The sequence below is a fragment of the Streptomyces sp. NPDC029674 genome (assembly GCF_044903205.1).
In the GTDB taxonomy this organism is placed as follows: domain Bacteria; phylum Actinomycetota; class Actinomycetes; order Streptomycetales; family Streptomycetaceae; genus Streptomyces.
Genome location: NZ_JBJDPY010000038.1, coordinates 1 through 20,786, shown reverse-complemented (window position 1 = coordinate 20,786; position 20,786 = coordinate 1). Strand labels below are relative to the sequence as shown.

At 68.0% G+C, this 20,786-nt stretch carries 15 protein-coding genes and 5 pseudogenes; 7 read left to right on the top strand and 13 right to left on the bottom strand.

Translation table 11 applies throughout. From position 1 onward, the window contains the following. Nucleotides 1-398: 398 nt before the first annotated feature. On the top strand, nt 399-1,136 hold the full coding sequence (locus ACI2L3_RS39955; RefSeq protein WP_404757395.1) for a VOC family protein: 738 nt from the start codon (nt 399-401) through the stop codon (nt 1,134-1,136). A gap of 138 nt (nt 1,137-1,274) precedes the next feature. On the opposite strand, the gene ACI2L3_RS39950 is transcribed toward ACI2L3_RS39955, so the two are convergent. From ACI2L3_RS39950 to ACI2L3_RS39925, 6 genes are all read right to left on the bottom strand, one after another. Next, on the bottom strand, nt 1,275-1,904 hold the full coding sequence (locus tag ACI2L3_RS39950; protein ID WP_404757394.1) for a ScbR family autoregulator-binding transcription factor: 630 nt from the start codon (nt 1,902-1,904) through the stop codon (nt 1,275-1,277). 489 nt (nt 1,905-2,393) lie between these two features. After that, nucleotides 2,394-3,980 carry an acyl-CoA carboxylase subunit beta gene (locus tag ACI2L3_RS39945; RefSeq protein WP_404757393.1) on the bottom strand — a complete coding sequence of 529 codons (1,587 nt, stop codon included), beginning with the start codon at nt 3,978-3,980 and terminating at the stop codon, nt 2,394-2,396. A 304-nt stretch (nt 3,981-4,284) separates the two neighbouring features. Further along, a complete protein-coding gene (locus tag ACI2L3_RS39940) occupies nt 4,285-4,695 on the bottom strand; it encodes an acyl-CoA carboxylase subunit epsilon (RefSeq protein WP_404757392.1) in 411 nt (136 codons plus the stop codon). Nucleotides 4,696-4,976: 281 nt separating this feature from the next. Then, entirely contained in the window at nt 4,977-5,420 is a 444-nt protein-coding gene (locus tag ACI2L3_RS39935; protein WP_404757391.1) for a cupin domain-containing protein, read from the bottom strand. Between the two features lie 206 nt (nt 5,421-5,626). Continuing rightward, nucleotides 5,627-6,193: a GNAT family N-acetyltransferase gene (locus tag ACI2L3_RS39930; RefSeq protein WP_404757390.1), complete on the bottom strand. Its 567-nt coding sequence runs from the start codon at nt 6,191-6,193 to the stop codon at nt 5,627-5,629. A 248-nt stretch (nt 6,194-6,441) separates the two neighbouring features. Next, nucleotides 6,442-7,083: a LysE family translocator gene (locus ACI2L3_RS39925; RefSeq protein WP_404757389.1), complete on the bottom strand. Its 642-nt coding sequence runs from the start codon at nt 7,081-7,083 to the stop codon at nt 6,442-6,444. Between the two features lie 130 nt (nt 7,084-7,213). Here ACI2L3_RS39925 and ACI2L3_RS39920 point away from each other — a divergent pair, with 130 nt between their 5' ends. Then, a complete protein-coding gene (locus tag ACI2L3_RS39920; protein ID WP_404757388.1) occupies nt 7,214-7,774 on the top strand; it encodes a CGNR zinc finger domain-containing protein in 561 nt (186 codons plus the stop codon). Nucleotides 7,775-7,810: 36 nt separating this feature from the next. On the opposite strand, the pseudogene ACI2L3_RS39915 reads toward ACI2L3_RS39920, so the two are convergent. Further along, nucleotides 7,811-8,044: pseudogene (locus ACI2L3_RS39915) on the bottom strand (IS5/IS1182 family transposase); the annotation flags it as partial. A gap of 811 nt (nt 8,045-8,855) precedes the next feature. Between ACI2L3_RS39915 and ACI2L3_RS39910 the strand changes: the two are divergent. The 3 genes and pseudogenes from ACI2L3_RS39910 to ACI2L3_RS39900 form a co-directional block, all read left to right on the top strand. Next, nucleotides 8,856-9,458: pseudogene (locus ACI2L3_RS39910) on the top strand (dihydrofolate reductase family protein); the annotation flags it as partial. Nucleotides 9,459-10,101: 643 nt separating this feature from the next. Next, nucleotides 10,102-10,812: a tectonin domain-containing protein gene (locus ACI2L3_RS39905; protein WP_404757387.1), complete on the top strand. Its 711-nt coding sequence runs from the start codon at nt 10,102-10,104 to the stop codon at nt 10,810-10,812. Between the two features lie 1,217 nt (nt 10,813-12,029). Continuing rightward, a complete protein-coding gene (locus ACI2L3_RS39900; protein WP_404757386.1) occupies nt 12,030-12,437 on the top strand; it encodes a hypothetical protein in 408 nt (135 codons plus the stop codon). A 253-nt stretch (nt 12,438-12,690) separates the two neighbouring features. Here ACI2L3_RS39900 and ACI2L3_RS39895 read toward each other — a convergent pair whose 3' ends face one another. Together ACI2L3_RS39895 and ACI2L3_RS39890 are read right to left on the bottom strand one after the other, a co-directional pair. After that, entirely contained in the window at nt 12,691-13,269 is a 579-nt protein-coding gene (locus ACI2L3_RS39895) for a GNAT family N-acetyltransferase (protein ID WP_404757385.1), read from the bottom strand. Nucleotides 13,270-13,502: 233 nt separating this feature from the next. Next, a complete protein-coding gene (locus tag ACI2L3_RS39890) occupies nt 13,503-14,108 on the bottom strand; it encodes a hypothetical protein (protein WP_404757384.1) in 606 nt (201 codons plus the stop codon). A 557-nt stretch (nt 14,109-14,665) separates the two neighbouring features. On the opposite strand from ACI2L3_RS39890, the gene ACI2L3_RS39885 reads away from it, so the two are divergent. Further along, nucleotides 14,666-16,771, top strand: coding sequence for an NACHT domain-containing protein (locus ACI2L3_RS39885; protein ID WP_404757383.1), 2,106 nt, complete (start codon nt 14,666-14,668; stop codon nt 16,769-16,771). Nucleotides 16,772-16,874: 103 nt separating this feature from the next. Next, nucleotides 16,875-17,085 (top strand): annotated as a pseudogene (locus tag ACI2L3_RS39880) (transposase); the annotation flags it as partial. A gap of 526 nt (nt 17,086-17,611) precedes the next feature. On the opposite strand, the gene ACI2L3_RS39875 reads toward ACI2L3_RS39880, so the two are convergent. From ACI2L3_RS39875 to ACI2L3_RS39860, 4 genes and pseudogenes are all read right to left on the bottom strand, one after another. Then, the gene (locus tag ACI2L3_RS39875; RefSeq protein WP_404757382.1) at nt 17,612-18,034 is read right to left on the bottom strand and encodes a peptidase inhibitor family I36 protein; all 423 of its coding nucleotides are present in this window, start codon (nt 18,032-18,034) and stop codon (nt 17,612-17,614) included. Nucleotides 18,035-18,067: 33 nt separating this feature from the next. Next, the gene (locus ACI2L3_RS39870) at nt 18,068-19,159 is read right to left on the bottom strand and encodes a helix-turn-helix domain-containing protein (protein WP_404757381.1); all 1,092 of its coding nucleotides are present in this window, start codon (nt 19,157-19,159) and stop codon (nt 18,068-18,070) included. A gap of 692 nt (nt 19,160-19,851) precedes the next feature. Next, nucleotides 19,852-19,947 (bottom strand): annotated as a pseudogene (locus ACI2L3_RS39865) (N-acetyltransferase); the annotation flags it as partial. 542 nt (nt 19,948-20,489) lie between these two features. Further along, nucleotides 20,490-20,747: pseudogene (locus ACI2L3_RS39860) on the bottom strand (protein kinase); the annotation flags it as partial. Between the last annotated feature and the right edge of the window lie 39 nt (nt 20,748-20,786).

The following is a 20,786-nucleotide window of genomic DNA, read 5'->3' as shown; positions in this document are numbered from 1 at the left end:
CAAATAGATCCCCCCACCCCTGTCAATACAAAACCGCATAGCTGGTTTCTACCCAGCCCCCACCACCCCACCACCACAACCCAACCCACACCCACCACCCACACACACCCAGCCAGAACACACCACAAGACACCCAAAACCCCGACACGCGGCGGCTCAACGCTGGGTCGCCGAGCGAGCCCCCGGCCCACCTGCACCGGTCCCGCCGCCTGCGGAACCACTGCGATCGAGTGCGGGCCCCATACCCCTGCCCGGCCGCCCACAGGCGACGCGATCGGTCTCGCCTTCATGCACAAGGACTCGCACAGTCCCGACGGGGGCGACCATGGCCAGCAACCAGGGCGCGCACGCGCCTGACCACGGCACCTGGATCGGCGGCAGCTTTTAGGATCTGCGCCATGGCAACAAGACTCGTGCAGATCAACATGAAGGCCCAGGACGACTCCGCGCTCGGCCGGTTCTGGGCGGAGGCACTCGGTTGGGGTGTCGACAGCGAGGGGCCCGGCATCACCAACCTCGAGCCCGTGTGTTTCGCCTACCCCAACCCCGCGGCCGTCTGCATCGACATCGTCGCCCGCCCGGAACCCAAAACGGTGAAGAACCGGGTGCACCTTGATCTAGCCACCACCTCAACCGCCCACCAGCAGGAGTTGGTCGCACGCTTGGAGGATCTCGGCGCGACGCTCGCCGACGTGGGCCAGGGCGATGTCCCCTGGACGGTTATGGCCGACCCGGAGGGCAACGAGTTCTGCGTCCTGGAGCCCCGCCCGATCTACCGCGACACCGGGCCGATCGCCGCGGTGGTGGTCGACTGCACCGACCCCCGAAAGATGGCGCAGTTCTGGGGCGAGGCAATGGACTGGACGCTGCACAAGGTCACCCACGACCACGCCGCCATGCGATCCGCCAAGGGCGTCGGCCCCTACCTGGAGTTCCTCCGCACCCCCGACACCAAAAGCGTGTGGAACCGCGTCCACCTCGATATCTGCCCCTACCCCGGTGACGACTTGGAAGCAGAAGCAGCCAGACTGCGCTCCTTGGGGGCCACCGACCCTGGCATCGACCAGTCCGCAATCTCCTGGACGATTCTGGCCGACCCGGAAGGCAACGAGTTCTGCCTCCTCACTCCTCGCTGACCCTGAACAGCGGCTCTCGGCGGTTTCGAATCAGAGGCGAAGGCGTCAGAAAGGCCACGCTCGTGCCGTAGCCGTCGATGGTGTCCGTCCGGCCCCGGCGCCTACGGCGGCGCTAAGCAATCGCTTTCGGCGGAGCCCTTAGGAGTGGTCGGGGATCGGGTGATCTTGAGATCCGCGGCCGGGCGAGTCGTCCGGGGTGAGCCGGGGCAGCATCAGCTCCCAGTACTGGGACAGGACGCGGCGCGAGACCCACCGAGGATCCTGCAGGCCCAGGGCGGCGAAGCCGACGGTAGCCGCAACCACGACGGCCGAGACCCGCGCGGGCGAAACACCACGGGCCAACGCGCCCTGATGCCGCGCCGTTTGCAACAGCGCCTCGACCCACCGCTGCCAAGCGCCGCGCACATCCACCGAACCGGTACGCCACGGAGCAGGCCCCGACAGCCGAAATCCGGCCCGCATCACCGCATCACACTCCAGCGCCCGCATCAGACCATGCCCGGCACCCACCAGACGCTGCAACGCACCGGCATGATCCGCCTCGGCCGCCAGGGTGATCCGCTCAAGGGCGGCCAACGCAGCCGCCTCCACGGCCCGGGCCAACGCGTACTTGTTCCCGAAATGGAAGTGCAGCGCCCCGGGACTGACCCCGGCCCGGCAGCTGATGCTGCTGATCGTGGCCGCTACGAAACCTTCCTCGGCGAACACCTCGGCGGCCGCCCGCATCACCAACTCCCGCGTACGCGCGGCACGTTCCTGCAGCACCATCCCAACCCCCTCACAAGCCCACCCCAAGCCCCTCCCCAACGAACGAGGCCCCCCTGCCCGCCCCCACGGGCACAACCGCCAACCGTCCCGAACGAACGAAACCCCTGTGCATCGCCCGCTTCACGACCCGCCGCCCTCACTGGCGGATGGCCGCGCCGCCCCCCTTATGAACAGACCATGCCCCCTGACCCTCCCCAACAGACATGCCCGCGACCATCGGGGATGCGGAAGCGGGAGCGGGTCGGTGGGGCCGGCGCACCCCGCCCGGCACGGCGGCAGCCGACAGAGCGCGACAACGGCAGCGAGCGAGCCACCCGAGCCAGGAACGAACAGCCAGAGCACGGGCGCGTGGAGCAGCAGGCGCGCGTGAAGCAGCAGGCGTAGGTGCCGGAACAGACCGCTGGCCTCCCCCACCCCGCCACCCCTCGCGCCCGCCGGTGGGACGGTTGCCCAAGGGCGTCAGCGGGGGCCGTGTGAAGGGGTGTTCCGCTACTGCGGGGGGTTGCCGTGCTTGCGGGAGGGCAGGTCGGCGTGCTTGTTGCGGAGCATCGCGAGGGACTTGATCAGCACCTCGCGGGTCTCGGCCGGGTCGATGACGTCGTCGACCAGACCACGCTCGGCGGCGTAGTAGGGATGCATCAGCTCGGCCTTGTACTCCTTGACCATGCGGGCCCGCATCGCCTCGGGGTCCTCGGCGGCCGCGATCTGCCGCCGGAAGATCACGTTGGCGGCGCCCTCCGCGCCCATGACCGCGATCTCGTTGGTGGGCCAGGCATAGGTCAGGTCGGCGCCGATGGACTGGCTGTCCATGACGATGTATGCGCCGCCGTAGGCCTTGCGCAGGATCAGCGAGATCCGCGGCACGGTGGCGTTGCAGTACGCGTACAGCAGCTTGGCGCCGTGGCGGATGATGCCGCCGTGCTCCTGGTCGACGCCCGGCAGGAAGCCGGGCACGTCGAGGAGGGTGAGGATGGGGATGTTGAAGGCGTCGCACATCTGCACGAAGCGGGCGGCCTTCTCCGAGGCCTCGATGTCCAGGACACCGGCCAGCGCCTGCGGCTGGTTGGCGACGATGCCCACGACCTGGCCGTCCAGGCGGGCCAGCGCGCAGATGATGTTGCGCGCCCAGCGCTCGTGGACCTCGAGGTAGTCGCCGTCGTCGACGAGTTCCTCGATGACCTTGGCCATGTCGTAGGGCCGGTTGCCGTCCGCCGGGACCAGGTCGAGGAGGACGTCCGAGCGGCGCTCGACCGGGTCCTCCGAGGCGTGGACCGGCGGGTTCTCCCGGTTGTTGGAGGGCAGCATCGAGATCAGGTAGCGGACCTCGGCCAGGCAGGTCTCTTCGTCGTCGTAGGCGAAGTGACACACCCCGGAGGTCTCGGCGTGCACGTCCGCGCCGCCCAGGCCGTTCTGGCTGATCTCCTCACCGGTCACCGCGCGGACCACGTCGGGTCCGGTGATGAACATCTGCGAGGTCTCGCGCACCATGAACACGAAGTCGGTGAGGGCGGGGCTGTAGGCCGCGCCGCCCGCGCACGGGCCGAGCATCACGCTGATCTGCGGGATGACACCCGAGGCCTTGGTGTTGCGCTGGAAGATGCCGCCGTACCCGGCCAGCGCGCTGACACCCTCCTGGATACGGGCGCCCGCACCGTCGTTGAGGGAGACCAGCGGGGCGCCGGCCGCGATGGCCATGTCCATGATCTTGTGGATCTTCGTGGCGTGCGCCTCGCCCAGCGCACCGCCGAAGATCCGGAAGTCGTGCGCGTAGACGAAGACCGTGCGGCCCTCCACCGTGCCCCAGCCGGTGATCACACCGTCCGTGTACGGCTTCTTCGCCTCAAGCCCGAAACCGGTGGCCCGGTGCCGGCGCAACTGCTCGACCTCGTTGAACGAATCCGGGTCAAGAAGCAGCTCGATCCGCTCGCGGGCCGTCAGCTTGCCCTTGGCGTGCTGCGCCTCGGTCGCCTTCTCGCTCGGCCCACGCAGCGCCTCCGCACGGATCTCGTGCAGTTCGGCCACACGGCCCCGGGCCCCACTCGACCCCGACCCAGACCCCGCATTCGTATCCCGCACACCAGACCCCTTCGTCACCCTCGCCACACCAACCCCCAACCGAAGCGGACCTAAACGCACACACCAATCACCCCGCGCCCCGAAGAGCCCGGGCAGCAGGCCAAAACCACTACACACCCAGCCCCACCGGAGCGATCCACGCGGACGCAGTCAGACCGCTTAGCTCGTGACTCGGCCAGCAGGGACGAGGCCCGTCAGAGCTAGTCGCAGTCACCAAACCGCTGCGACGGTTCGTCACGGGGGTGTTTCCGTACGCCTTGGTCTCCGTCCGTCCGGGCGGCGGGCGGACAGGCGAAGCGGCCCGTCATCGCCAACTGTGCGGCGCCCGGTAAACCCTGGCATGTTCCGGCGGCCGCCAGGCCACCACACGACGGCGATGGTCCACACCGCCCACATTCCGCTCCGGCACCCGACCCGCGGCCAACGAGAAGAGCGTCACCGCAAGCGCAGCGAGCTCCTCATCACTGGCCCGGCCACGCACGACCTTGAGCAGGGCAACGCCACCATCCGCAGCATCCACGACCCCACCTCCCCCCAATACGGTCCACCGTCGACCGCCCGCCTCAAAACCAACTCGGATATCCCTCGAACACGAACCCACACCCCCAACCAACCGACCCACAACGCCCGATCCCAGACACAACCCACAAACAACGTGCAGCGCCCCGACGATTTGATCGCCATCACTTCGCGAGGCGACCGTGGAAAAGAACATCTGACACCCCGCGAGCGGCCGGCGGCATGTCAGGCGCAGCGCCGGACACCGCGGGACAACCGAAGGGCGGCGAGGAGGGCAGACGCACCTCGCGGACGACCAGGGGACGGCCGAGAAGCCCGCAAGTAGGAGCCTGCCGCCCACAGGTAGGCGGCAGGCCGGAGGCGCCTGCCAGTCCTCCTCCCCCCACCCCCACCACCCAACCCGGCGCGCTCACGCCCGCCCGCACTCCACCGACGGAGACAGGAAGAGACGTTGACAGGGGTGAGGCCGCGAACCTTCTACTGCGCCTCTGTCACCTCGAGTTGATACAGCTCGGGCACTGCAACCTTGATCGGTTCCTGCGTGGTCCGCGCGATGACGACCACCGCGGGTTCGTTCGGATCAGGGTTCTCCTCGCGGTGCGGGACGAACGGCGGAACGAGGAAGAAGTCGCCAGGCCCTGCGGCGACCCGCACCTCCTTCGTGCCATCGTGGTAGACGAACACGGGGTGGCCGCTGACCACGTAGATCCCGGCCTCCGATTCGCCGTGATGGTGGTTGTCCGTCGCACTCAGCGGCGGGTTCTCCACCAATCCCATCCAGAGCTTCTTCGAGCCGACCGTACTGCCGCTGATGGCGGCGTAACCATCCAGCTCGTCGGCCCGGACATGGTGAACACGGTTGCCCAGCGGCCCCTTCTCACCGGCACTTCGCATTGCCCCCGTGGCTGCGTTGATGTTCATCACATGCCTCCCCATCGGCTAATCGTGAGTCGCTCAGCGACTTTTGACTGGCCTCCACCCTGCGACTCGCACATCGGAGGTGGCAACCAAAGTTGCCGTAGCAGCAAACAGCTGACCGGCGCTCCCGACAAGCCGAAGCGGCCCTGGCACGGGCCCTGTCACGGGCCCCTGACCGGGTTAGCAGTGCGTAGATGAGTCAGAGAGAGTCAGGCAAGGTTCTCGTGCTGGATTCCACCGAAGGGCCTGTCGATGCGATAGACGTAGTGAGTGCGGTCGTCGTCCGGATTGTCAGGGGTCAGCTCAGCTGTGCCGATCCTGAGCAGTCCGGCCTTCTCCAGGGCTCGCCATGACGCACGGTTCGCCGTGTGGACGGGGACGACGACGGCGGACGCGTCCGGGTGGTCGACCCATGTCGCTGCAACGACCGCTCGGATGATGCGGGGACCAAGCCCCTGCCCCACCCGCGCAGGGTCACCGACTAGGTAGTCGATCGTGACCGCCATGTCGGGGAGTTCGACTTGGTCGCCCAGCTCCGCAAGGTAGTTGGGGTAATCAGCGAACCGGCACCGTTGGACCAGGGCGACCGGCACGTCGTCCAGCATGACCAGAAAATCCTCGGACGGCTCCTCGCCGCGTGTCGCCGGCCCAAAGTCCCGCGCGACCGCCTCAACGGAGGTGTCGTGGTTCCACCAGCGAGCCACGTGCGGTTGCATGAGCCACCGCCGAAGCAACCCGAGATCCCTCTCGCCCACCCTTCGCCATGTGATCACCACGCCTCCTCATCATCGCGCCAGATCGCTTCGACCCTTGCCAATGGCTCCTTGCAGAGCCATTTATCCCGCCAGGGCTGATTGAGGAGTCGACGGTTGGTCACCGGTCCGAAGCGATGATCCACCTCGCCATGACCGACCTGATGGCCCGCCGCCTCACGGCGATACGACCGTCTCCTAACGCAACCCGACATCGCCGGACCGAATCCGCATCACGGGATGAAACACCGCGAGAAACCGGCCTCTCAGACTCAGGCCGCTATGGTCGCGGTCAGCGCGTCCTGCAGCAGGAATGCCGCCAGCGTGGCGAAGGTGACTCCGGCGACGACGTTCACCGTCACGGCCGTACGGTGACCTCGTACCAGTCCCTGACCCAGTCGGCCGGCGCACAGGCCGATCGTGCTGTCCCAGATGAAGCCCATCACCAGGAAGATCAGGCCGAGCGCCAGCAACTGAAGCCACAGCGGGCCGTGTCCGGGGCTGGTGAACCGCGGCAGGAACGCGGCGAAGAACAGCACGGTCTTCGGGTTCAGCAGATTGGTGAGGGCGGCCTGGCGCAGGACCTGACGCTCGGGCGGCGCCTCGGGAGCCTCCGTCGGCGGCTTCCTGGCCGACCGGATCGTGGAGACCGCGAGCCATCCCAGGTAGAGGCCGCCGATCAGTTCCACCCCGATCAGCGCGGCGGGCGTCGAGCGCAGCAGGACGGCCAGGCCGAGCGCGGCGGCCGTCACGTGCACGACCATGCCCAGCGCCATTCCCGTGGCGGAGACCAGACCGGCCCGCGGGCCGCGTTCCAGTGCCACGGCCATGATGTACGCGGCGTCGGGCCCTGGGGCGACGGTGATGATCGCGACCGCCGCCAGATAGGCCGGCAGCAGCGTGAGGTCCAGCATGACATCCTCCCGCGCCCGGATAAGGTGAGGCTCAACAGCTCTGTAACGCTTAACCGCTCGCCATTACGTTACCCGTCCGGCGTGGCCGCTGCAACGCCTAAACGGTCGGCAACGCGTTACGCTGAAACGTATGGCGGAGCGTATGGCGGTCACCTTCACGGAAATGCCTCTTCAGGCACTGACGGACCTCGTCAACGGCTGGGGCACGCTGCCGCGCGAGGGAGACGGCCGGGGCGACGCTCCGCACCGGCCCGTCTCCGACATAGCGGCACACCTCGGCCTGCCCGCGCGGGTGGGCGCCGGGCTGACCCCGGAGGCGCTCGCCCACGCGGCGGACCGCCTGCACCCGGTCTTCTCCGCCCAGAACGCCGAGGCGTGCGCACGGCACCTGACGCGTCTGCTGGCGGACAGCGGCGTACGCCCCGTCGTGGAGACCGGGGACGGCGGCGCGCTGCGGGCCGCGTGGACCGTCGAGGACGCCGAGCACGCCCTGGTCGCGACAGCCGCGATCTCTCTACGTCAGTACCTCGCCGCCCACGGCTTCGCCCGCATCGGCGTGTGCACCGCCGGGAACTGCGCCGACGTCTACCTCGACCAGTCACCCGGCGGCCGGCGCCGGTTCTGCTCGGTGACCTGCCAGAACCGGATCCGCGTCGCGGCCTTCCGCAGCCGCAAGGCGGCCGCCGGCTGAGTATCCGGCCCCGGCAGGTGACTCAGGGCCCGGTCCTCAGAGGTCGTTTTCTCGCGTCTCAGAGTTCGTTTCCTCGCGGTGGTTCATCCCGCGATGCGGACTCGGTCCGGTGATATCGGCGAGGTGGATCATCGCTTCGGAGCGGTTCGGGAGGGCTTCGTAGTCGCGGGCCAGACGGCGGTGGAACATCAGCCAGCCGTAGGTCCGCTCGAGTGCCCCGCGTTTCGGGGTCAGGGTGAAACCCCTGGTCCCGGGAGTGCGGGCGGTGATCGCGTCGAGCACCAGGAGCTCTTTGCTGCGTCCGACTACCGGACGAGCCGCACCTTGACCGGTACGTTCGGACAACGCGTCGCGTTCTCGGCGAGAGCCGACTCCTCGCTCGGGTCGATGGCGCGCTTCCAGCGAGTCTTGTGGCGACTTGGACTTCGCGGTGGCAGCGATCAACGCGTGGCTTTCGCCGAGGTCGTTGGCGTGCGCCTGCTGCTCGGCCTCGGTCCAGTCCTTGGCCCCGGACCCCCAGGCCTCGGGGAGCGGGATGCGGTGGTCGATGTCGAGCCTGGAAGGCCCGTCGAGGTACTTGTCGTCGCACTCGGAACCCCAGCGGCCCCCGGCCGGCTTGCACTTCGGGCCCCGCTCGGCTGCCCGCGATGCCCCAGCTGATGGAACGAACTTCTGCTAGCTGAGCTTCGTGATCTCGAAGTCGTCAAACCAGGAGGCCGTGGTGGGCTGCCAGACTTGTCCGCTGCCTCCGATCGCGAACAGATGACCCCGCCGTCGCCGGCGAAGACCAGCGCGATCGGTCCGCCGTCGATCCGAGCGGGGCTGTCCTCACGGAAGTGCTCTGGGGCTGAGCTGGGGCTTTGACAGAACTCAAACCCCCGTTGCCAAGCGCGTGGAGCATGACCCGAATGCACGCAAAGCGCAATCATGTAGGCCTTTGACCCCTCCGAAGCATTGCCGCTGCTCCGCCGACCTCATCGGATGCGGCGTCATGGGTTTTCTCGTTACTCCACAGCGCGGCCGATGAGTTTCTGGCTCCCGGCCGGTCCAAGCTCGTGACACCTTACGAAAGGACACCGCCATGTCGGAGCTTCTCGTCGACTTCATCACCTCCCTCGACGGCTACGCATCGGGAGAGGGGTGGCCCGGGTTCTGGGGTCTCGAAGGCCCGGAGTACCTCGCATGGCTCGGCGAGCAGCCCGAGGCCATCTACCTGATGGGAGCGAACACCTACCGCCTGATGTCGGGCTTCGCCGCGGGTGAGGTCCCGAATGGCCAAGACGAGTTCAGGCCTGAAGAAGAGGCGTCCGTCGACGAGCTCACGCAAGCGTCCAAGGTGGTGTTCTCCTCCTCACTCGAGGAGCCACTGACGTGGGCCAACTCCACGCTCGTCCGCGACGACGCCGTCGAGGCAGTCCGCGTCATGAAGTCGAGTGGCTCGGGACTCCTCAGTACGATCGGCAGCCTCAGCCTGTGCCGGTCCCTGCTACGAGCCGGACTCGTCGACCGCTTCCGGGTCGTGATGTTCCCGGTGATCACTGGGGCCACGGGCGAAGAACGCATCTACGACGGCTATCCGGATGTTGCCCTCGAGATGATCGAGCACCGCACCTTCGACGGCCGCATCCAACTGGTCGAGTACAAGCCCCGCGTGCTCGAGCACCCGCCGCTCGGCACCCCTGCGCGTGACGTCGCCCCGTCCGCCGGTCTGGAGGGCAGCCAGACCGGCGCCGGCGCGCGGAGCATGACCGGAGCGGTCCTCGTGCTCGACAGGGAAGATCTTCACAGCGCCCTGAGAGGTGGGGTGGCGAGCAGGGCGGCGGCGTGGACGATGGCGGGCACAGGTCTCCTCAAAGACCTTGAGAACGGTCGTGTTCTTCGTAACGAGATGGCCGGCGCGGCGCCGGGGATGGCGTTCGTGTCACCTGCGCGAGCGGTAAGCCAAATTGTCGAGGAAGCGCCTCAAGTAGTTGTCTGTCTTTGAACTTGGCCGTGAGGTGCATACCGCCCGGGAACCAGTCCCTGGCTGGCGAGCGAGGGCGGCGGGTGACGAAGTCCGTGCCGCTCCAGGTCACCAGCGCCGGCCTGCCCCCCAGACGGAAGGCATGAACCGGTGCGCGTGTCGACCCCCGCGGGGAGGACAGGGAATTCGGCCGAAATACTCCGGGCTGAGCCACTTCCACCCCTGGCCCCGCATGGCGATGGCCGTTGAAACATCGATATACCGCCTGTTTCAGCATTGATATGAGCATTCAACAGTTTTTTCAGCTCGCTCCTTCACTGAGGATGGCCGGGTCAGTAACGGATTCCAGAAAAGGTGATGTGGCGTGGCGGATTGGGTGAAGATCGCGGGCAGTCTCAGTGCCATCTCGGCGGGCTCGAGGACAACCGTGTGGGGCGTGAACGCGGCGAGCAACATTTTCGGGCACACCAACTACGACGTGAACCCGTGGCTCCACATACCTGGAGGTCTCAGCGACATCGGCGCGGGCGCCGATGGCACGACGTGGGGCGTCAACAGCGGCAACCAGATCTTCCGTTATGTCGGGGATCAGGGCGTCTCGAACCCCTGGCTGAACGTCACGGGCAGTCTGGTCCGCATCGATGCGGGCTCCAGGACGAACGTATGGGGGGTGGACGCCGCCGGCTCCATCTACCGGTACACCAACCACGACGCCAACCCGTGGCTCAAGATTCCCGGCACGCTGAGCGACATCGGTGCGGGCGCTGACGGCACCGTGTGGGGCGTCAACAGCGGTAATCAGATCTTCCGGTACATCGGGGACCAGAATCCGACGAACCCGTGGCAGAACGTCCCCGGCAGTCTGAAGCGCATCGCGGTGGGTTCTCGGACCAATGTGTGGGGCGTCGACCCTGCCGGCAGCATCTACCGCTACACCAACAACGATGCCAGCGGCACCAACCCGTGGGTCAAGATCCCCGGCACGGCCATCGACATCGCCGCCGGCGCCGACGGCACCGTGTGGCACATCAACGACAGCGAGATCTACCGCTACACCGGCGATCAGCCGAGCTGACCACTCCCGTGTCCTTTGTGTGGGCCCCAAAGCGGTACGGACTTGGGGCCCACAACTGAATCCCGCAAAGTCTCTGTCCCCTTGATATCGCGTTGGTCTTTTCAGTGCAGTCTGGAATGCAGGCGGCAGATTGGCGAGTGTAGTTCACCTGCTATCGGGGCAGGAGTTTCCATACCGAACGTTGCCGTGTCATTTGTCGACCAGCCGCGATTTCTTGTTCCAGCTCTGCGCATGAGGCGCTTTACGTGTCAGACGCCGCGTCACGAACGTGTTGAACGCCCGGTTCGATGGGCTTCAGCAGGTCCTGGGCGTAGGCGGAGTTTGCCCGCCTCGTAGCCGCGGCTGTCCTGGCCGACGGTGGAGGCCGCCTTCACCGACTGCGAGTCGACGATCAGCGTCACCGGGAACGGGCAGCGGCCCTTGCCCGTGCGGATGTGCCGTCTCAGCTGGGCACGGAGGCAGCGGATAGCGTCAACGACCTGCCGGCGGAGCCACTTCTCGGGGAGCAACTTATGGTCGCGTACGCAGGGTGACTGTCGATCTTCTCGTGATGGCGGCTGAGACGGCCCGAAAATCGCCCGCCCGGTGGGCGAAGTGGCCGACAGTGCTGCGCCGTGAACGAAGTGCGCACTCGGTAACCAGCGCGCCGATCGCGGCATCGAGGCCCATAGGCTCGCGCCCGTCGCGACGGGTCAACCGGGTCGTGCATGGCCGGGGCTGCACCGTGCGGCCGCGTTCTTCCGCGCGGCCATCTTGGCGGCTCGCAGCGCGACCCGGGCTGGGTCGACATGATCTCGGGGCAGCGACCTCGCCTACGGACCGTCCCCGTCCGCACGGGACCATCAGGACGATTCTCGCGCCAGCGGGAGGCCCCCCCCCAACTCCGAGGTGGGAGGCTACGGCAAGGCGACAGCTCTACAGGGATGCCGCGTGGAGGGTGCACTCCAGTTCCGCGCAAACACTCCTCTGCCCGAACAGCACCTTGGAGCATCACGCATACTCAACACACAAGCAGCCGCCCCTCGTTCGACCCATATCACCGTTATGAACGAATCGATGAAAGTTCTCGAAACTGGCTCCCGGCGGCAGCAAAACTGCAGGTCAAGGAGTCCGCTTCCCGCACACGCGGGGATGGTCTCCTTGCCGCTTTCCGCAAGCAGGCCGCGAAGCGGGCGGCGGAGGCCAGGGAGGGCAGGAAGAACGGGCAGGGTTACTCCATGAGCATCATCTTGATCCTCGTACCTGCCCTGATCGGGCTCTGGTGTTACCCACTGTTCGCCGGGAACTGGCGCCGCAGTCCCCTTTGGTTCGCCGTGACCGCCGTGACCCTCCTGCTGGGGACTGCGATCACTTACCTCATCGGCGCCCTCGCCGGCGGGCTGGACACGGGAGAGGAATGCCACAACGCAGGCCAAGCCTACGACTCGGCGTATCGCAGTGCGCACTTCCGCGAATTCGGGCGGTGGTACCCGCTGCACGAAAAGTGCAACGCGGGCTACGACCTGGTCCCGGCCTGGGTGAACCCCACCCTGATCGTCCTCCCCATCCTGGCCACACTCTGCCTCGCGTACTCCCTACGACTGGCCGTCATCCATCGCCGTACCAAGAAGAAGGACACCTTATGAACGATGTGAGCAGGCGCCGCGTAGTTGGTGCCGCCGGTGGCCTGGCCGGGGCTGTCTCCCTCGGCGGGTGGGACGCCGCGCAGCAGGCGCAGGGTGTGGTGGGTGGCTGCCGCTCAGCAGCGCCTAACCAAGGAATCAGCGGGCCAACCGGCAGGGCCGCGGCAGCAAGGGCGGCTGGCGCACCAGCTTCGACAAATGCGCATACGTCTTCCACGGCACCGTCATCGCGGCCTCCATTCGGCTCTGGCTGCGCTCATGAGATGTCGGATACAAGCTGGGGGTTGTCCAGGACCATCTCGCGCTCCTCCTTGGAGGGATCGCCCTTCATGGGGACGGTCTCTCCGGAGCGCATGAACCCGTACCGCCGGTAGAAGCTCTCAGCCCGCGCATTGTCCTCGTGAACGTACAGGCGCACCCGCGCCACTTCCTCGACCGACCACGCCCACCCGACAGCCGCCTCGAAGAGCTCATCGATCACACCGCTTCCGCGGTACTCAGGGCGAACGAAGACACCTACGATGTGCGCTTGGCGCTGCAGAACGGCTCCGCCGAAGGCGTCGTCGCTGCCCGCGTCCTCGATCAGCACGGCCACTGTGCCGCTCCAAATCTCCTCCAGGCCCTCAGCCACGAACTGACGCACGCGCGTCCCGCGTGCCGATTCCCTGGCCTGTTCTCGCCAAAAGGAGTCCGGCTCCGCGGCTGCCTGCTCGTACGTCTGGAGAAAGGCGATCGGAGCTACCGGATCCTTCAGCGCCAAGAGCCGAAGCTCCTTGGCCTTGGGCCACTCATCAGCACGTATCGGACGGATGACATCACGCGAGGCCTGGTTCATGCCGCCGCACCCTACGGGAAGTTGACTCCTGGTCACGACAGCATTTCTACAGGCCCCCGACCCACGCCGATGCTCGCGCGCCTTCATTCCCAGAACTCGAACATGAGGCGGTCACATGGCCCGCCGGACCGCTGTGACGATCAGGCAGGTGTCGCGCTCCCAGGGGCTTGGTGTGCTGGGTGTAGCGCGTCGAGACGCCCTCCGTGACCGGTGGTGCGGTGCGGCGCGCCCTTCTAGGCGTACCGGCTCCAGTTACCGAACCGGGCCAGGAGCGCTCGTGTGTCGTCTACGTTCAAGCCGAGCGCGGCAGCGGCCTCCTCCACCGACGTGTCGCGCCGTACGTCGTGAGCGGGCCAGTAGGCGAGCCGGCTGGCCTGGACCTCCATGCGGCGTGCCGCCCGAAGGGCCACCAGGGCTGCGTCTTTGGGCAATTTCTCGATCTGCTCTTCGACCTTGCTCATGAGCTCGGCGAGTTCAGTGGGCAGAGCGATGGCAGACCGGTCCACGTCCTCGATGTGGTGATCCCACTGCGTCACGCACGTGCCCGCCACATCGTCGGCTGCCCGGCGCAGGGGCTGATCACCGATCTCCTTCCAGTTCAGCGGTTGTTCTGGGCCGGTCCATCCGCACGAGCACACCGCCCGCAGCACGGCTGCACGAGGGCCGTTGGAAGGCTGGCCGTCGTAGACGCTCCAGTGGGCGACCTCCGAGGACCACGCCCCTGAGTTGCTGGGGTAGACGACCGGATCGGGTTCGGTCCCATCGGCCAGGAGAACACCGACTTTCCCCTCGTGAGAGGTACCGAACTCCTCCGACGTCCAGGTCTCCGGCTCACCCATGACGCTCCTCCACTGCCTCGTGCGCCCGCCCGCGGGCCCCTTGGAAAGACGATGCCTTATCCGACGCGGCTCAGTGACGGAATCGCTGGAACCGGGTTGGAAACGCCCCCCGGGGGGCGGCGCCGGAGGGAAGACCTGCGGGTGCCGGTTCAAGACCGGCGGTCATCCTGGCGCGCGCCTCCAGTTCGTAGACAGCCGCCTGGAAGTCGTACCCGGGGGCAGCCATCTGCTCGAACATGGCGAGTTCTGAGGCCATCCGGCGCCAGTCCTCCGCGCGGTCACCGGTGGTGCTTTGTTCCGTACGCAGTGCGGTGAGGAGACGGGTGACGAAGGCGTCTGGAGATGGCTGAAGCCGTCAACTCCTTCAAGGACTACTACAGGTCTCGGTGGGCATCAGCAGAGCCTCTGGACAACTACGCGCAGCGGACTGACCTCATGTCTCCCGACGACTGAGCTTCACGGAACTGCGGACAGAGCCTTCACTTTCCTCACCCTTGCTCAGCGCGTTTCCCAGACCTGCCCGCTTTCACTTACCACCCGTTGCATGCTCTTGGGTCATGGGCGTGCAAAGAGGGGTCGCATGGTTTTGGGTGCTCGTGTGCGCGGGTGCGCTGGGCGCGGTAGCGGTGTGGGGCTTGCCGGCGGCGAAACGGGGCGATGTAGACCCGGTGGGGACATGCATCGGCTTGGCGGGGCTCATCGTCGCTGGCTGGTCGGGGTGGATGTCCTGGCGGGCACTGCGCCACCAGGAGCGTGACGCGGTGGCGATGGCGGGTCTGCTGGCTCGAGCGGTGATCCAAGCCGAGAGTCGCGCACGGGCACAGCTGCTCGGTGAGGACAGTACGACGATCGATCTGCGCTTCGTCTCCCGTCCCGCCACGACGCGCAACGCCACGGGCGCTGCCACGGAAGGGCGGCTGAGTGAGGTGGCGAGCTATTACCAGCGGCTACGTCCGGGACGTCTGGTGATCACCGGCGCGCCGGGGGCGGGTAAGACCGTACTCGCCGTCGAGCTCATTCTTGCCCTGCTGGAAAACCGAAAGCCCGAGGACCCCGTTCCGGTACGGCTGCCACTGACCTCCTGGTCCACGTTGCCTGCCCCAGCCGTTGGCGTCGGGCGCGTAGCCGCGAACCGTGACCCGGTCGCGGGAGCCCACGCTGTACGAGCGTGGGTATGCCGGCACCTGGTCGATACCTACTCAGGGATCTCGTCTACGACCGCCGCCGCGTTGATGGACGCAGGGCTCATCCTTCCGGTACTGGACGGGCTGGATGAGATGGCCGCCGAGGATACTCCCGGATACGGCTCCCCGGCCCGGCAGGCGCTGTCCATGCTTAATGCCTTCCAGCAAGGCCGGTCGAAGGCGAATATGGTGCTGACCTGCCGCAGCGAGCAGTACGAAGCGTTGGAAGCCGTCCAGGTGTGGGCTCAGGACGCCGCCCGGATCGAGATCACCCGGGTCAGCCCTGCCCAGCTCCGTCAGTTTGTTCACGCGCGGGTGGACAACATGACGCGCTGGGAGTGCCTGTTGGACGCCCTCGACCGGGCGCCGTCTTCGACGCTGGTGCGGGCGCTGTGCACTCCTTGGAGGCTGACCATGGCCGTCACCACCTACGAGCAGCGTGATGCAGTCACGGGTGACTACGTGCGGGAACCTCAGGATCTGCTCAGCCCCGCTCTGAGCACTGACCAGGCGGTCCGCGATCACCTGCTCGGGCTGTTCCTTCAGGACGCCACCACTCGGCATCTCGCTCCGCAGGGCAGAACCTACGCTCCTGGGCAGGTTCGGGCCTGGCTGAGTGTTCTGGCCACTTATCTCCGCAGCAACACTGTCACCGGCCGCACGGTGGCCGGCCGACCCCTCTCCGGCACTGACCTGGTCCCGCACGAGCTGTGGCCCTTGATCGGCACTCGCCGGCCTCGCATAGTCGAGGCTGCCCTCGTCGCCGTAACGCTGTTGGGAGTCTGCGTCATGGGCATGTGGGTGTCCGACTGGGGATTCGCTTCCGCGCCCGTTTTCATCGTGCTCATCCTGCCCGTGTTCATTGCGTTGTTGAGGGCCAACGGCCACGATTGGATCCAGGCGTGGCCAGGTCGTCCACAGATCGGCCCGAGGCAGCTTCGTGCTCCCCAGGCCCAGCGCAGAGCAGCCGTGCTGCTTGCTACTGCGCCCTTGGTGGGACTCGGCTATCTGCTCCTGGTGAAGGTGCAACCCGCGGTGATGGGGGTCTCGTTCTGCCTGCTGTTCGGACTCCTGCTGTGGCTGGTGGTCCGGCCCGGAGGCAGCGTGGACGCGCTCGACATCATGGACTCGCCGCGCACCGTCGTTCGTGCCGAACTCATCGCCTCGCTCTTGTTCGGGCTCCCGATCGGCGTCCTGTACGGGGCCATGGTGCGGCCCGTATTCGGAGTCCTGGCCGGGGTCGCGATGGGGCTGCTGTGCGGGCTGGGTGGGACAGGGACGCGCTATATCGCTCTTCTGGTGTGTACCCGCCGCGGTCGTCAGGCCCTGCCTTGGCGTCTACGCCGGTTCCTGCACTGGGCGACTGAAGCCGGCCTGCTCCGAGTTGCCGGCACCGCCTACCAGTTCCGCCACCGGGAACTACAGGACTGGCTCGCTGCCTTGCCACCCACCCCAGACGGCAACCTCGCCCCGGCTTAACAGGAAGAAGCAGCGCCGATCCTCCACTGTTGGGCACTGCTTCTCGGTTCTCCCGGCGTGACATGGGAGTTGGGGTCAGGCTGGGTGTACGGGCCGCGGGGATTCAACGAATGCGGAGTGGGATCGCCTGCCGGAGCGGTTCGGTCCGTGGGACGGTCTACAAACGTCATCGCCGCCGGTCGGCGGACGGAACGTGGGCGATGCCGCTGTCTCGCGTTCAGGCTGCCGAGGCTGCCGAGGGCCGGATCGACTGGGACATCTCGGTGGACTCCGCCGCGGTGCGGGCTCACCAGCATGCTGCCGGCGCGAGGAAAGTCCCGTCGGCCCGGCCCCCTCAAAAGGGGGCGAGGGCCGGGTACGAATCGGGGCGATCCGCGCGCAACACACAGCTCAGGCACTGCTCTCCCCTGTCCGTCTTGCTCGCAGAGGTGGCGCTGTGCCTGTGCCTGCATGACAAGTGACCAGTGCTTTGGCATGCCATTCAGCAGTGTTGTCTTGAACCTGAAGGCTGCCAAGAGGGCTGTGACCCGAGCACGAGCACTGCTTCGAAGCGATCGTGGAGATCTGATCGGTCGGCGACTCGGTGGGCCTCGCGAAGCGGTGAAGCGTACGCGCAGCCGTTACGACGGACGTCAAGCAGGTCTCCCGCCCATGCGGTTCGAACCGCTCGTCGCACGGACGACGGCCGCCGCGACCGCTCGCTGAACATCGCCCCGATACGAACCGGGAGGGGACGGCGGCGGTCCACCCGCTGCCCCCTCCCTCCCCTCCGTTCCGGCCCTCCTCTCTTCTCCCCCCTCACCTCGACCGGGCAGGCACGCGCACCGTCGCGTCGGGCTGTCAGCAGTCCGCGAAGACGGCGCTCATCACGTCGTTGTGCCCGGACGCGAGGTTGCCCTGGAACCAGCCGGGGACGGTGCCCAGGTACCCGCTGTAGTCACTGTGCTTGTAGATGTGGATCCGGGTGGGCGTGCGGTTCCAGGCCGAGCTCGCCCGGTCCTCGAACCAGGAGGGCACCTTGTGGTGGCCGCAGCTGGGCACCACCCAGAGCCAGCCGCCGCCATTGGAGTTCTGGAAGAAGCACGAGCCGCTGCCACACTCGGACCAGGCCCGGGCGCCGTAGTCTTTGCCGCTGACCCAGTACAAGCCCTCCACGCCCGGCATCTTGGTGACGCCGGCCTCCTCGGCGCTCGCCGCCGTCGGTGCGGCGAGCGCGAAGGCCGCCGCCACCGCCGCGACGGTCGCCGCAATTCTCTTGCGCATGTCCCCTCCTGAAGCCACTGGAACGCTGTGCGTTCACTGTGGACCGTGGCAGTCCGGGGATCGTCGGCAACGAGCGCACGCTTCCTGGGCATCCAGCGCACGCACCCGTGCCCGGGCCTCCGCCCGCACCTCGCTCGGCGGGACTCCGTACGCCTTGCGGAAGGCGCGGCCGAAGTCCGCGGGATGGCGGAAGCCCCAGCGCGCGGCCGTCGCGGCGAGGGTGCGGTTGCCCAGCGCCGGATCGGTCAGGTCCGCGTGGCAGCGTTCCAGGCGCAAGCGCCTGATCATGGCGCCCACGGTCTCCGGTTCGTGCCGGAACAGCAGGTGGAGGCTGCGTACGGAGATGTGGTGCTGGGCGGCGATCCCCGCGGGGACCAGTTCCGGATCGCCCAGGTTGTGCTCGATGAACAGCTTGATCCGGGCGCGCAGGACAGCCTTGCGCGTCTCCGGGGACAGCGTGTCCTGGACGCCGAGCCGCCCCGCGAGGACGGTCGCGGCCAGATCGACCCCGATCGCGCCCAGCCGGGCCAACTCCGCCGGATCGCAGGCGTGGGCGGCCGCCGGAAGCCCGCTCAGGTACGACCCGAGCAGTGCCGCTGACCCGGACCCGGGCCGGGTGGACAGCGACTCGGCCAGCAGCCGGTCCGCCCGGCCACCGGCCAGCGGCAGCGCCGACCGCGCCAGCCGCAGCAGCGTCAGCCGGGTCTGCCGGCCCTGGTCGAGGAAGTCGCTGACGAGTGGAGCCGAAGTGGAGAACAGGGCCATGTCACCGGCCTCGAGGCAAGCCACGCTGTCGGCCTGTTCCAGCCAGACGGGGCTTCCCTGGACGAGGACCAAGTAGTACTCCTCCGGATCGTGGCGCCGGATCTGCAGGGGTGAACGCCGCGCGGTCATCGGAGAGAAGGCGAAGGCCGCCACCTGGCTGTGCGGCATCCCCACAGCCTCCACGCTGCCTCTGAAGCGGGCCGCGTGCGGGCTGCGGATCGTCACAGGCATGACCTCGTCGCCGACCATGTCGGACCACCAGCCGAACCGCTCCGCCGCCGGGACCACATCGGTGTTCGCAGAGACCACGGGCCCTTCCGCGCCGTCGTCGGCCTGCCGCGTCTCATTGATGATGGACATTCAATGATGCTCGCGGCCGGGTACCCACCGGGAAAGCCGACCCCCGGCCAGGAGGCGCCGGTTTTTCTCCTTTCCAGCCGGAGCAGTCGCAGCAGTCGCAGTTTCCGCAGCAGCCGCGAGGAGGTCAACGACATACGGCAGAAGAGCACGACCGTGCAGCTACTGGCGTTCCGCTTCCAGACGGTAGATCTCCTCTTGCACCTTGCGCGTAACCGGTGCGCTGCGGCGAACCTGTGGTGCTCCTGGTGGCAGTCGTAGAGGTTGGGGGACACGAGCGCCTCAGGCGCGAGAGGGCTCAGCGTATGGCCGAGGCGTGGGTGCAGGGGATGGAGGAACGCCCCGACTGGGATGAGACGGACCGGAGGATTGCTCGGCTACTCGGTCCGTCCTGACCTGGGTGGAGCTGTATCCGTGGCTTGCAAGGCCGGCGGCGCGTCGCATGGGAGTGAAGGCGGGGTGGAGTACCGCGGGGCTGGACAACTGGGTGAGGCTGGCGTCTGCCACCGCCGCCACGGTCGCGGCGAACGCCTCTGTCATCTCTGCTGCCATCCCCACTGCATTCCGCAGGAGGGTCGAAGCCATACCCCGTCGAGTCCGTCAGGCCTGCCTGATTCCCGGACCCCGCCCTCGCTCACCACGAACTCCGCCAACTCGGCGCGTGCCCAGGGAATTTCGACGCTCATCCCTTCATCCACGTCGCGCCAGCGGCCGTGCTGCTTGCCGATCCGCTCGCGTGTGCCGAGCACACGGAAGCCCTCCCGCTCGTGGAGGGCAAGGCGGGCGGCGTTCGCGGCAGCGCGGCCGCGCTCCCGCGCCCCCCGGCGGGGGGGCGGGGGCCCGCGCGCCTGGGGCCGCGCGGTGGGGGGGCGCGCCCGGGGCGCCCCCGGTTGGCGCGTCGCCGGCGGGCGGGCGCGGAGCCGCCCCCGGCGGGCGGGCCCGGGTCCACGACGTCGCCCGGGCGGGTCTGCTGGTCACGCACGGCGGCGATCTCGTGGTCGCGCGTGCTCGCGCTCGCGGCGGTGCCGGCCGCACCGGCCGCGCCCCCGGCCGCCGCACCGGCGGCGCCGGGGCCGCGGGCGTCGTCGTCGGTGCGGGGCTGGGCCGCGGTCACCGGCAGCGCCGCGGTGGCGGGGGAGCCGTCCGTCCGGATGCCCTCGGCGCGGGGATGGGTGGTGCGCATGCCGTCGTAGTCCAGGGGAGCGGTCTCGGCGCCCGAGGGGTCGGCCACGCCCTGCTCCTCGAGGAAGACGGCCAGGCCGGGCACGGCCTCCACGGCGCCGCAGGTGTCCTTGCGGCGCAGCGCGTCGGCGGCCTCCGAGAGCGCGGTCGCGTCCGAGGGCCGCTCCGTGGGGTCCTTCGAGAGCATGCACATGATCAGGGCGCGCACCGGGGCCGGGACGGTGTCCGGCAGGGGCGGAGGGGTGTCGTTGACCTGGGCGAGGGCGATCGCGATCTGGGACTCGCCCGTGAACGGGCGATGCCCGGCGAGGGCCTCGTAGCCGATGATGCCCAGCGAGTAGAGGTCGGAGGAGCCGGTGGCCTGCTGCCCCGTGGCCTGCTCGGGCGCGAGGTACTGGGCGGTGCCCATCACCTGGCCGGTGGCCGTGAGGGGGACCTGGTCCGCCAG

Coding starts and splice junctions, on each gene's coding strand:
- ACI2L3_RS39955 (WP_404757395.1), top strand. CDS start 399: ATGGCAACAAGACTCGTGCAGATCAACATGAAGGCCCAGGACGACTCC.
- ACI2L3_RS39950 (WP_404757394.1), bottom strand. CDS start 1,904: ATGGTGCTGCAGGAACGTGCCGCGCGTACGCGGGAGTTGGTGATGCGG.
- ACI2L3_RS39940 (WP_404757392.1), bottom strand. CDS start 4,695: ATGTTCTTTTCCACGGTCGCCTCGCGAAGTGATGGCGATCAAATCGTC.
- ACI2L3_RS39935 (WP_404757391.1), bottom strand. CDS start 5,420: ATGAACATCAACGCAGCCACGGGGGCAATGCGAAGTGCCGGTGAGAAG.
- ACI2L3_RS39925 (WP_404757389.1), bottom strand. CDS start 7,083: ATGCTGGACCTCACGCTGCTGCCGGCCTATCTGGCGGCGGTCGCGATC.
- ACI2L3_RS39920 (WP_404757388.1), top strand. CDS start 7,214: ATGGCGGAGCGTATGGCGGTCACCTTCACGGAAATGCCTCTTCAGGCA.
- ACI2L3_RS39900 (WP_404757386.1), top strand. CDS start 12,030: ATGAGCATCATCTTGATCCTCGTACCTGCCCTGATCGGGCTCTGGTGT.
- ACI2L3_RS39895 (WP_404757385.1), bottom strand. CDS start 13,269: ATGAACCAGGCCTCGCGTGATGTCATCCGTCCGATACGTGCTGATGAG.
- ACI2L3_RS39890 (WP_404757384.1), bottom strand. CDS start 14,108: ATGGGTGAGCCGGAGACCTGGACGTCGGAGGAGTTCGGTACCTCTCAC.
- ACI2L3_RS39885 (WP_404757383.1), top strand. CDS start 14,666: ATGGGCGTGCAAAGAGGGGTCGCATGGTTTTGGGTGCTCGTGTGCGCG.
- ACI2L3_RS39875 (WP_404757382.1), bottom strand. CDS start 18,034: ATGCGCAAGAGAATTGCGGCGACCGTCGCGGCGGTGGCGGCGGCCTTC.
- ACI2L3_RS39870 (WP_404757381.1), bottom strand. CDS start 19,159: ATGTCCATCATCAATGAGACGCGGCAGGCCGACGACGGCGCGGAAGGG.